This is a genomic window from Jeotgalibacillus sp. R-1-5s-1, from assembly GCF_004405105.1.
Taxonomy (GTDB): domain Bacteria; phylum Bacillota; class Bacilli; order Bacillales; family Jeotgalibacillaceae; genus Jeotgalibacillus.
Map to the genome: position 1 here is coordinate 104,527 of NZ_SORW01000053.1, position 11,675 is coordinate 116,201.

An 11,675-nucleotide genomic window follows, 5' to 3' on the forward strand; every position below is an offset into this window, starting at 1 on the left:
TCACCTATCCATTCATTTCTTTATTCATTTCACTTCGAAGGACTAAAACAGCCTTTCGAAAAATGTCGCGATCGATCATTCCTGACTCATACAGTTCCCTGATTTCCACTTCCATCAGTTCAAGCGTGGAAGTACGGTTATGTCCATAGATAAACAAACCAAACCGTTTCAGAAGCTGTTGAACATCAAACATCGTTTTCAGTTCCATGTGTATCCTCCATCTGAAAAGTACCTTATAAGTATATATGAAAACCCTTTATAATCTCAATTGAATCTGACGTGTTTTATGTATTCCGGCATAGCCGGATGTTAAAGGTACCCAAGGAACAATGCTGCTCCCGAAACGATGATGACCGCAATTGCAAAAATGAGCTGAATCCCCGCATTCGAACGGCTTTTCGGCAGTGCGGCTGCACCTGCTGTCAGAAATCCGCCAAGCAGACCACCAATATGCCCTGCATTATCAATTCCCGGGATGGAAAATCCAAACACAAGATTGATTAAAATAATGACAAGTACATTCGCACCCATTGTTCTGAAAAACAGTCCCGGCTTCCTGATACCGAAATACAGTAGCGCACCAAACAGGCCAAAGATCGCACCACTGGCTCCCGCGGAGATTGATTCTGTAAAAAGAAAACTCATCACAGACCCTGTAAACCCTGCCGTAAGGTAAATAAGCAGGAAGCGGAATCGCCCATAGATTCTTTCAACGATTGGACCGAGGAAATAAAGCGCCAGTGAGTTCATCAGTAAATGCAGGATGCCGATGTGGAGAAAAATCGGTGTAATCAGTCGCCACCACTCTCCTTCAATGATCAGAGGGTTGTATTTAGCGCCATACTCGATCAGGACGTAAGGGTTTGTACTTCCCCCTGCCTGTTCAAGTATGAAAAACATGACAACCTGCAAAAATATGAATATATAGGCAAGGAGAGGTTTCGCGTTATTAAAAACGGCCCGGTCCTGTTCATTTTGTTCTTTTGCACAGAGCAGCGCTGCATATTTCAGCCGGTCGATTTCAAGATCCATCCCTTCATAGGAGGAAGGATAATCAATAGAAGACAATGGTTTCCGGATGCCCACATCAGCCGGGTTTGATTCCATCGTAACGAGTGTATGATAAAGAGGCGTCCGGCGATCAGGCTGATTGTATGCCACAAGGACTTCCTGCTGATGGTCAACAGGCTCATAACGCGAGAAATAAATGTTGTCAGCTTCAATTTTGCCTGCTCTGATCAGCCTTCTGACTCTTTCAACTTTTTCAGGAATCTGTGCAAGATCAGTCTTCAACCTGTTCATCCAGTCAAAATCATTACGGACAAGCCTGACCACTCTTTTAGGTGAACGACCAGGGCTTTCAAGCCAGATTTCATTATGTGATGGTGACATGGTCGCAACACGGTAGTTTTTCTTCACAATGAGATCATATGCGGTTTTCCAGTAATAGTAATCAATGTTCCCTTCCATGATTATCACTCTTTCTCTGTGAGCACATTTTATTTTATTATATCAATTCCAGCCTTAACTCACCCTGCTGCTGAACCGTTCAATCGGTTATCAGCTTCTTCACAGGGATGTCGTGACTCTCACGCGGAATCTGATCCATAACCTGAAAACGGAAACTTAAAGCAGCAGTCATATTTCTGTAGTCTGTCAAAAAACGATCGTAATATCCGCCACCAAACCCGATCCGATATCCGGCAGGATCAAAAATGAGTCCTGGAACAATTAACAGATCAATGTCATCTTTATGTATAACCGGCAGCGATTCAGGCGGCTCAAGCAAGTTAAAAAAGGATGGTTTCACGTCTGTTATGTCTTTAATCTCATGAAAAACGAGAACTTTTTGTGATGGAATACATCTCGGCACAGCAACTGTCTTTCCATCCTGAAAGGCACGTTCAATCACAGGGCGCGTTTCTAATTCACTACCGGTTGATACTGTAAGACCTACCGTTTGAGCATTTCTCCACTCATCTGTTTGAAACAGACGCTCATAAACACGTTCAGTTAAACAGATCCTGTCATCAGCTGAAAGATCTTTCATTTGCTGGAGCATGTTTTTTCTCAAGTCTTTCTTATCCAAAGTCATCACCCTATTCCTTTTCATTCTCATATTGTTTCAAAGAGCTGGTTAACACTTTTTATAAGTATAAAAAAAACCGAAAATGCTTTTGCACATTTTCGGTTTAACGATCATTATTTTGTCTCACGGTGAAGCGTCACTTTCTTCAGACGTGGACTGTATTTTTTAAGTTCAATACGATCCGGGTTGTTACGCTTGTTCTTAGTAGTGATGTAATTGCGGTCACCAGTTTCAGTGCAAGCAAGAGTAATGTTTACACGCATTTATTTTCCCTCCAAACATTCAAATGCTATTTCATAATTTCATTTCGATTCATACGACTTTTCAATAATACCATTAACAATAAAAAAAATCTACTGTCATTTCGCGAATTCCACTTTTTATTTTCACCTTATATTCCCTGCCTAACAAGACATGATACAATTATACCCGTAAACTTTTGGAGGTGATGACAATGGAGTGGACATATATCGTGACAGCAGGTATCGGAGTGCTGTTTCTGATCATTTCATTTTTTATAAAAGACCGATCTAAACAAAATGAAGAAGAGCTGCAGGACCTTTCCATGAACCTTTATCAGGAGCTCTATCAGCTGAAAAAACGGACGAAGCTGCTCGAGGAAGAACTCATGATTGAAAACAGCAGGCCCGTGAAAAAAGCTGTAAAAAAATCGAAACCTGTCAATGAAATTATTGTTAATCAGGTCCTTTCACTACATAAACAAGGGTTAAAAGTGGAGCAGATTTCAAACCTATCGTCTCTCCCGGTAAACGAAGTTAAAACCCTCATTAAAAACAGATCGTGAGGCATAGATATGGATAAAAGATCAATGCGCACACTGGGAATCGGCTTCATTTCCGCCTCCCTTCTCTTATACAGTGCAAATGAGCTGACAGACCAGTCAGAGGATGAAAACATATCAATAGAAGAAACTGATGTTATCCTTTCTAACGAAGAATATGAAACCCTTCAGCAGGAACTCACAGATTGGGAAAACAGGGCACTAGCAGCCGAGGAAGCCGCAGCTGCTGAAGAAGCTCCGGAAGAGGAGACTGCTGAAGGAGAAGCTCCGGCAACGACCCGTTTCATCCTTTCTATTGAATCCGGCATGACCACACCTGATATACGGGATCTGCTTGTGGAGTATGAATTAATTGAGGATAACGGGGAATTCGAGCAGTACTTAACAGATAATGACCTGACGGACCAGATACAGATTGGACAGTACGACCTGAACTCATCCATGACCCCTCAGGAAATCGCAGAGATGATTACACAGTAAAGTATAATGCGGGTAATTGTTTTGAAAATCGTACCGGGGAATTCCTCCGCCGCAAGAGTCTACGGAATCCCCCGGTACTTTTAGTGTGTAAACCACATCGATACTCAATCAAAATTTGGATGAAGTGAATCTACAAGTGAATTAGCACCTAAAAAAAGCTGGCACAGTAAATTTGTGCCAGCTTTTTTGGATTACTTATTCAACTCGTATCTTGTCCCTTTAACAAGGTAGAAGATGTTCTCAGAGATGTTGGTTACGTGATCTGCTGCACGTTCCAGGTAACGGCAGATGAATGACAGCTGAGTGATCTGTGGCAGCTTGTCCGGATTTGTCGCGCTCACTGAGAGCAGCTCCTGGATTGTCTGACCATACAGTGCATCTACTTTATCATCAAGCTCTGCAATCTGTTTCGCTTTCACGATGTCTTCATCACGGTAAGCTTCCAGAACGAGCTCAATCATCTCAGCAGTTTTTCTGTACATCTGATCAATGCTTTCGATCGGCTTTACGAATGAATCATTTCCGATTCTGATCGTTGATTTTGCGATGTTAACAGCAAAGTCGGCAATACGTTCAAGGTCAGCTGCTATTTTGATTGCAACGATCACACGTCGAAGATCGGTTGCAACCGGCTGCTGCTTGGCAATGAGCAGGATTGCCTGGTCGTTGATTTCTTCCTCTAAGCGGTTTGCTTTAATATCCTCGTCCATAATTGCAAGCGACTGGTCTACATCATGACCTTCAAGCGCTTTTAGTGAACGCTCCAGTGCACGGTGGGCAAATTCACCAAGCTCAATAATTCTGTCGTTTAACAGCTGTAAATCTGCTTCATACTTTTCTCTGACTGACATTCCTTTATCCCCCTATTATCCGAATCGGCCTGAAATGTAATCTTCTGTTCTTGAATCTGATGGATTCGAGAAGATTTTATCTGTTTCATCATATTCAACGACTTCTCCGTTCAGGAAGAAGGCTGTCTTATCAGAAATACGAGCTGCCTGCTGCATGTTATGCGTCACAATGATAATGCTGTAGTCTTTTTTCAGATCCTGGACAAGCTCTTCCACTTTTAATGTGGAAATTGGATCAAGTGCAGAAGTCGGCTCATCCATCAGGATGACGTCAGGCTCAATCGCCAGACAGCGTGCGATACAAATACGCTGCTGTTGTCCACCTGAAAGTCCGTAGGCATTTTCCTGAAGACGGTCCTTTACTTCATCCCAGATTGCTGCACCACGAAGTGATTTTTCAACGATTTCATCAAGAATCTTTTTATTTTTGATTCCGTGAATACGCGGGCCGTATGCAATATTATCGTAGATAGATTTCGGGAATGGATTTGGCTTCTGGAACACCATTCCTACCTTTGTGCGCAGTTCTTCCACCTGATAGTCCTTACCGAAAATGTTGCGGTCACGGTAGATAATTTCACCTGAAGTCTTGACTGATGGAATTGTTTCGATCATCCGGTTCAATGTTTTAATATACGTTGATTTACCACAGCCTGATGGTCCGATAATCGCCGTTACTTCGTTTTCTTTAATATCAAGGTCAATATTTTTTAATGCATGGTTGGATCCGTACCAGAGATTAAGCTGGTTTGTCTTGTAAACTGAAGCTTTTGGACCCTTAACCTTAGGTTCTTTATTTTCAAGCACATCTGTTGCCGGTTTGATTGTTGTTGTCATGTTGAAAAACTCCCTTCACCCAAATAAATTAATAACGCTTTTGGTACTTGTTTCGGATAAATACTGCGATTGAATTCATGATAATCAGCAATGCCATCAATACGATGATCCCCGCGGCAGCGACATCATGGAATGCAACCTGTGGACGTTTTGTCCAGTCATAAATCTGCATTGGAAGTGCTGTAAATGTACTCATCAACCCATCCGGCATAAACATCAGGATCGTTGGTATACCAATAACAACAAGTGGTGCTGTTTCCCCAATTGCACGTGACAGCGCCAAAATGCTTCCTGTCAGAATGCCGGGAATGGATGCAGGCAATACGACTCGTAAGATTGTCTGCCATTTTGTTGCGCCCATGGCAAACGATGCGTCCCTCAACTCATTAGGTACCGCTCTTATTGCCTCCTGTGATGCAACGATAATAATCGGCAGGATTAGGAGACTCATTGTCAGACCTGCAGCTAAGATCGAGATCCCCAGATCAAAATAGCGGACAAAGATCGTCAGACCAAGAAGACCAAAAACAACTGATGGTACCCCTGCCAGATTTGAAATGTTGACTTTAATTAAATCGTTGAATTTATTTTTCGTTGCATATTCCTCTAGATAAATTGCCGTGCCCACTCCCAGGAACATAGATACCGGAGCGACAACTAGCATTAAATAGATGGAACCAACAATGGCTGCACGGATACCGGAATTCTCAGGTATTCGTGAAGAAAAGCTTGTGAAGAAATCCAGACTCAGATAGCCACTTCCCTGAGTGATGATACGATAAAGTAAAACTGCAAGGACAATTAGACCGAAAGTAGTTGCAGCAGCGAATACGCCTTTTAGCAGCAGATTTTTCGTCAGTCTTTTTTTCGTCCGAACAGCTACATCTTCATGATTGATATACCTCATTTTAATACTCCTCCCTAAAGCGCTTGGAGATAAACTGTGCCAGCATGTTCATAAACAATGTGAACAGGAATAATGTGAATCCTACAGCGTAAATACTGTAATAGATCGTTGTTCCGTATCCTGCATCACCAGTCGTAACCTGTACAATATAGGCTGTCATTGTTTGAATGGAGCCAGTTACGTCCAGGTTAAATCCTGGTGTTGAACCTGCTGCAAGCGCAACGATCATCGTTTCTCCAATAGCACGTGAAATTGCGAGTACAGTTGATGCAACGATACCTGATAATGCGGCAGGCAATACAATTTTTAACGCCACTTCAAGCTTCGTTGATCCAAGGGCATACGCACCATCACGCATAGCATTTGGTACTGATGACATCGCATCCTCAGAAAGGGAGGCAATCATAGGAATAATCATGATACCGACAACAATCCCTGGACTGATCGCGTTAAAAATCGCAATCTCAGGAAACATAGAGCGAAGGATCGGTGTGACAAATGTCAAAGCAAAATATCCGTAAACAATTGTCGGAACACCTGCCAGTACTTCAAGTACAGGCTTTACAATACGTCGCACACGGTCACTCGCATACTCACTCAAGAAAATGGCTGTTGCAATTCCAATTGGTACGGCAACAACAGTAGCAATTCCTGCAATTTTTAATGTACCAACAATCAAAGGTAGAATCCCATATGTTGGCGTTGAATTTGCAAATGGATACCACTCTGTTCCAGTCAAAAAGTCAAAAACACTTACACGTGAGAAAAAGATGGTTGTTTCTACAATCAGCGTCAATACAATACCAATTGTGGTTAATACAGAAACTGCCGCAATTGCAAGCAGTAATTTTGGAATCAGTTTTTCGATGAACGCCAGAAGACCCCTGTTGCTTTTCTGGGCGATCAGATCCTGAACCGACACTTGCTTTGGTTCATTCATTGCCATGGTTGAAAACCTCCTTATTTATCCAAGAACATAATGAGACGAGAAGCGTGACCTGCACGCTTCCCGGCTCCTATTTAATTATTCACCTGCAAGTTCTTCAATTGTTGCCATATCTTCGTCATATACATCCTGTGGTGCACGTACATAGCCAACTGCTTCTGAAAGATCACCTGCGTTTTCAATTGCAAACTTGATAAAGTCAGCAGCTGCTGGATCTTCTGCAATTGCAGCATTGCTTACATAAGTGAACATTGGACGTGAAAGTGGAGCATATTCTCCAGATTCAATTGTTTCGTTGTTTGGTTCAACCGGGCCTTCGCCGTTGTCAATCGGAACCGCTCTTAATGTATCCTGATTCTCAAGGTAGTAAGCATATCCGAAATAACCAACCGCATTTGGTGATCCAAGAACACCCTGTACTAGAACGTTATCGTCTTCAGATAATGTTGCTGAACGGACGATGTCCTGATCTTCAAGAATCACTTCATTGAAGTAATCATAAGTACCGGAGTCTGTACCTGGTGAGTAGTATTCGATCGGCTCTTCAGGCCAGCCTTCACGGATATCAGCCCATGTTTTTTCTTCTCCTGTTTCAGTCCACATTTCTTTTAATTCTTCTACTGTTAAATAGTCTACCCAGTCATTTTCCTGACTGACTACAACGGACAGTCCATCAAATGCCAGCTCAACTTCTGTAAACTCAATTCCCGCTTCCTCTAGTCCTGCAATCTCTTCTTCAGAGATTTCACGTGATGCGTTAGAAAATGCTGTTTCTCCAGCGATAAACTTTTCAAAACCGCCGCCTGTTCCGGAAACGCCAGATGATACCTGAACACCAGGCTGTGCAGCTGCATATTCTTCTACGATTGCTTCCATAATTGGTGCTACAGTTGAAGATCCGTCACCTCGTACTTGACCTTCAAGCTCAGAGCTCTCTGAACCAGATCCGTTTGAACTGTCTGCTGCTTCTTCTTCACCACATGCAGCAAGAAATACCGCGGATCCCAAGATTGTTGACATTGCCAAGTACTTTACACTTTTCATTCTGTAATTCCTCCTAAAGGTTTGGTTGATTTGTCCTACAGGTAATACAATAAAGGTTCTCTATTAATCTCATATAAATGAAGTGTAAAGGTTTTGTAAATTGGTCGGACTTTGTCGAATAAAACGCCGAAAACACTGATATATAAGGATATATAGTGCTTTTAAAAAAGAAAATAAATTCCCTTGCAATATAAAAACACCTGGATTTCAGTTAGAAATCCAGGTGTTTTGTGTTTATTATTGTCCCTCTTCTGCCTCTTCAGCCGTCACTTCGACCTGCTGATCCTCTTCTGCTCCTTCTTCGTTCATCCGTTTTTGACGGAGCTCAAAGTATTTTGCAAGGGCAGCGGTACCGAGATTTTCATTAACGTCTTCCCTTAATCTGTCCGTGCCGTCATTAGGGTATACCCATGGAGCAAGAACAGAGAAAGATACTTCCGGCTCTTCAAATGGTGCAAAACCGACTAACGTAGAGTTCGTTGTTTCAGGTGGCGGAAGGTCTCTTGAACGGTAAAGATCATTGTATTTTGGTCCGAAGTAAACTACCTCGGCAGTACCGGTTTTACCGCCGGCTACATATCCGTTACCGATAAAGTCTTGTCCTGTACCTTCAGGTCCATTAAATGATCTATAGAATCCTTGTTTAACTCGTTCTAATTCCGACTCGGTATTATTAAGTTTATTTAAAACTTCCGGTTTCATTGCTTTAACTACAGGTCCAAGAGTATTATTATCAGAACTTGGTTCTCGAATTTCTTTAACTATTTTTGGAGCGACTCTATTTCCTCCATTGATAACTGTTGATACGTATTGAGCCATTTGCATTGGTGTATAAGTGTCAAACTGGCCAATAGCTAAATCCAGAAGTTTACCAGGATTTAAATCTAGAGGATTATTTGTCTGATAACCAACACTCTCCCCAGGAAGATCAATGCCGGTCTCACTTCCCAAACCAAATTGACCATAATAGTTTCTCATTTTAGTGAATGCACTTGTTCCAATATCAATTGGCTGTCCAGGACGATAAGTTGCACCAGCCATTTTAATTGCAATATCAAACATATATCCATTCGAAGATTTCTCCAATGCATATAAATCATTTACAGTTCTCGGTGAAAACCATGAAGATTTAAGGGGTGTACCCTTAATATCAAAAGGCTGATCAAACATAGAATAACCTGGTGATATTACACCATCCTGATAGCCAGCTAGAACGGTTGCACCTTTTATACTCGAACCAGCCTCATAAGCACTCGTAAAGGTCCCGATATGATAATCCTGAATCTCATAACCGGTATCTGTTTCAACATACTGTTTTCCTACCATAGCCAGGATTTCACCGGTATATGGATCTGTCATGACGAAAAACAGCCGGTCGAGTAGATTACGACCCGGGTTCTGCTTCAGTCGGATCAGTTCATCTTCCACGATTTTTTCAAGCTCCTGCTGAAGCTCTATATCAATAGAAAGAACTAAATCTTTTCCGCGCTCACCTTCCTGAACAAGCTGCGAGTCTATCACGTTACCTGCTTTATCCGTGATCGTTCTGACCTTGGATTTTTGCCCCTGCAATACATCTTCGTACTGGAGTTCAAGATAACTTGTTCCGACACGATCGTTGCGGGCGTAATCTCTTGCAAGGTAGTATTCAATCTTGTCTTCAGGGATTGAGCGAACGCTCCCAAGCACGGAACGTAATACTTCCCCATATGGATATTCACGTTCCCAGTCAACGGTTGTATTGACACCAGGCAGTGAGCCGAGGTGTTCACTTACCGTTGCAAACTCTTCATCTGTTACCCCTTCATTTTTGATGATTTGAGGAGAAAGATTATACCCTGTCTGCATCTGTCTGAAAACAGCAAGAACCTCCATTTGCTGCGGAGTGAGCTCTGCTAATTCCTCTTCGGTAATCCGTTCCCTGATTAACGCGTCATATTCATTTTGTTCAAGCTCTCCTTCATCATAAAGAGCCTGCTCTTCTTCTGTAATTTTTGCTTCTGCGCGTTCCTGATTTTCACGAATCCAGAAGTCCTGCTGGTCACGCAGCGCAATATTTTCTGTATCCATTTTGATCATACCCGCTAAACGTTCAGCAACCATCAGCATTTCTTCCTGCTCTGTCTGCTGTGTTTTCGTGTATGTAATGGCATTGACAGGTTTATTATCAACGATTACTTTGCCGTTACGGTCAAAAATCTTTCCCCGTGGAACGCTGGAATTGACGACAACTTCCTCCGTTCTCTCCAGCTGGCGTGTGAAATCTTCTCCGTTAACTATTTGTAGTACACCGAGCCTTAAGATCAGCATTGAGAACATCACAAATACTGCAAAGAACAGAATATTCATCCGGTTGGATAGAAAATTCTTTTTCTTCTTTTTATTGTTTTGGCTTCGGGATGGGTTCTTTGTCAATGAAGAGCCTCCCTTCCTATTCTTTACTTCTTTTATCTTATAAGAAAAATGAAATATTCGCCAGAGAGGAATGTCCTTTTTCACGAAAAGGTCAAAAAAATCTTCTGCCAGATGCGGCAGAAGATTTTTATCCGTTATTATTTCGCTGAAGCGTAAAGCTTATCTACTGCGTTCCAGTCCACTACGCTCCAGAAAGCGTTGATGTAGTCAGGACGCTTGTTCTGATACTTCAGGTAGTATGCGTGCTCCCAAACGTCAAGACCAAGGATTGGTGTCTTGCCGTCAGTCAGCGGTGAATCCTGATTTGGTGTGCTTGTAACTTCAAGCTCTCCGTTATTGACAACAAGCCACGCCCAGCCTGAACCGAAGCGGCCTGCGCCAGCAGCAGCGAATTCATCCTTGAACTTGTCAAAGCTGCCGAACTTGTCATTGATCGCTGAAGCAAGATCACCTGTTGGCTCTCCTCCGCCATTTGGAGAAAGGATCTTCCAGAAGAATGAGTGGTTAGCGTGTCCGCCACCGTTGTTGCGAACTGCTGTACGGATTGATTCCGGTACGCTGTTAAGATCTGCAACAAGCTCATCGATAGATTTTGCCTGAAGATCATCGTGACCTTCAAGAGCGTCATTTAATTTTGTAACATAAGTATTGTGGTGCTTTGTGTGGTGGATATTCATTGTTTCCTTGTCAAAATGCGGTTCTAATGCATCATAAGAGTAAGGTAAATCTGGTAATGTGTAAGCCATAATTGAATTCCTCCTGTATGTAGTCTGTTTTTTTGTCCGCAATTAGCGGTTTCATCTGTTTCAGATTACCAAATAACAAGGAAGCATTCAATTAATAAGCTCTTACATTAGACACTTACTATATGAATAGGATAAAGATCAGGATCATCACAGCCTGAACCGTACCTTTTGTAGCAACAGAAGTAATGAAACCAATCAATGATCCGAATCCAATTTTGACAGCCTGCTTAAATTCGGTTCGGTTCACAATGAGTTCACCTACCACTGCTCCAATAAAAGGGCCTGCAATAATTCCGAGTACCGGAATGACAAACGGTCCGATTAAGAGACCGATTGTACTTCCCCAGATCCCGGCTTTTGATCCGCCAAATCTTTTCACGCCAAACATGTTTGATACGTAGTCCGCTCCGAACAGCAGAATAATAAACAGACCCTGGATCGTCCAGAACAGCCAGTTGAACGGTTCAAATGAGAAAAACAGACCATATAAAATGAATCCGAGCAGGATAAAAACCACACTTGGAATAATGGGATACATAAGACCTACAAACGCAATCA

Annotated in this window: 14 protein-coding genes; 2 read left to right on the forward strand and 12 right to left on the reverse strand. The window is 42.3% G+C overall.

Annotated elements, in window-relative coordinates; translation table 11 throughout:
• Positions 1 to 4: 4 nt before the first annotated feature.
• The 4 genes from E2491_RS15965 to rpmG all read right to left on the reverse strand — a co-directional run bounded on the left by E2491_RS15965 (position 5) and on the right by rpmG (position 2,352).
• Complete coding sequence (locus tag E2491_RS15965; protein ID WP_371414495.1) at positions 5 to 208, reverse strand: YqgQ family protein; 204 nt, start codon at positions 206 to 208, stop codon at positions 5 to 7.
• 101 nt (positions 209 to 309) lie between these two features.
• Complete coding sequence (locus E2491_RS15970) at positions 310 to 1,470, reverse strand: rhomboid family intramembrane serine protease (RefSeq protein ID WP_134376626.1); 1,161 nt, start codon at positions 1,468 to 1,470, stop codon at positions 310 to 312.
• Positions 1,471 to 1,549: 79 nt separating this feature from the next.
• Positions 1,550 to 2,095, reverse strand: a complete 546-nt coding sequence (locus E2491_RS15975; RefSeq protein WP_166805916.1) for a 5-formyltetrahydrofolate cyclo-ligase — start codon at positions 2,093 to 2,095, stop codon at positions 1,550 to 1,552.
• Between the two features lie 107 nt (positions 2,096 to 2,202).
• Positions 2,203 to 2,352, reverse strand: a complete 150-nt coding sequence (gene rpmG, locus E2491_RS15980) for a 50S ribosomal protein L33 (protein WP_039809691.1) — start codon at positions 2,350 to 2,352, stop codon at positions 2,203 to 2,205.
• A gap of 191 nt (positions 2,353 to 2,543) precedes the next feature.
• Between rpmG and E2491_RS15985 the strand changes: the two genes are divergently transcribed.
• Entirely contained in the window at positions 2,544 to 2,894 is a 351-nt protein-coding gene (locus E2491_RS15985) for a hypothetical protein (RefSeq protein ID WP_134376628.1), read from the forward strand.
• A 9-nt stretch (positions 2,895 to 2,903) separates the two neighbouring features.
• Positions 2,904 to 3,371: a hypothetical protein gene (locus E2491_RS15990; protein WP_134376629.1), complete on the forward strand. Its 468-nt coding sequence runs from the start codon at positions 2,904 to 2,906 to the stop codon at positions 3,369 to 3,371.
• A gap of 191 nt (positions 3,372 to 3,562) precedes the next feature.
• Here E2491_RS15990 and phoU read toward each other — a convergent pair whose 3' ends face one another.
• From phoU to E2491_RS16030, 8 genes are all read right to left on the reverse strand, one after another.
• Positions 3,563 to 4,222, reverse strand: a complete 660-nt coding sequence (gene phoU, locus E2491_RS15995) for a phosphate signaling complex protein PhoU (protein WP_134376630.1) — start codon at positions 4,220 to 4,222, stop codon at positions 3,563 to 3,565.
• 15 nt (positions 4,223 to 4,237) lie between these two features.
• Positions 4,238 to 5,059, reverse strand: coding sequence for a phosphate ABC transporter ATP-binding protein PstB (pstB, locus tag E2491_RS16000; RefSeq protein ID WP_134376631.1), 822 nt, complete (start codon positions 5,057 to 5,059; stop codon positions 4,238 to 4,240).
• A gap of 28 nt (positions 5,060 to 5,087) precedes the next feature.
• Positions 5,088 to 5,966: a phosphate ABC transporter permease PstA gene (gene pstA, locus E2491_RS16005; protein ID WP_134376632.1), complete on the reverse strand. Its 879-nt coding sequence runs from the start codon at positions 5,964 to 5,966 to the stop codon at positions 5,088 to 5,090.
• Between the two features lies 1 nt (position 5,967).
• The gene (gene pstC, locus E2491_RS16010) at positions 5,968 to 6,912 is read right to left on the reverse strand and encodes a phosphate ABC transporter permease subunit PstC (RefSeq protein WP_134376633.1); all 945 of its coding nucleotides are present in this window, start codon (positions 6,910 to 6,912) and stop codon (positions 5,968 to 5,970) included.
• A gap of 78 nt (positions 6,913 to 6,990) precedes the next feature.
• Positions 6,991 to 7,956: a PstS family phosphate ABC transporter substrate-binding protein gene (locus tag E2491_RS16015; RefSeq protein WP_134376634.1), complete on the reverse strand. Its 966-nt coding sequence runs from the start codon at positions 7,954 to 7,956 to the stop codon at positions 6,991 to 6,993.
• A gap of 237 nt (positions 7,957 to 8,193) precedes the next feature.
• Complete coding sequence (locus E2491_RS16020; RefSeq protein ID WP_134376878.1) at positions 8,194 to 10,305, reverse strand: penicillin-binding transpeptidase domain-containing protein; 2,112 nt, start codon at positions 10,303 to 10,305, stop codon at positions 8,194 to 8,196.
• A 203-nt stretch (positions 10,306 to 10,508) separates the two neighbouring features.
• Positions 10,509 to 11,117 carry a superoxide dismutase gene (locus tag E2491_RS16025; protein WP_208528088.1) on the reverse strand — a complete coding sequence of 203 codons (609 nt, stop codon included), beginning with the start codon at positions 11,115 to 11,117 and terminating at the stop codon, positions 10,509 to 10,511.
• 118 nt (positions 11,118 to 11,235) lie between these two features.
• The gene (locus E2491_RS16030; RefSeq protein WP_371414496.1) at positions 11,236 to 11,655 is read right to left on the reverse strand and encodes a DUF456 domain-containing protein; all 420 of its coding nucleotides are present in this window, start codon (positions 11,653 to 11,655) and stop codon (positions 11,236 to 11,238) included.
• Positions 11,656 to 11,675 lie beyond the last annotated feature (20 nt).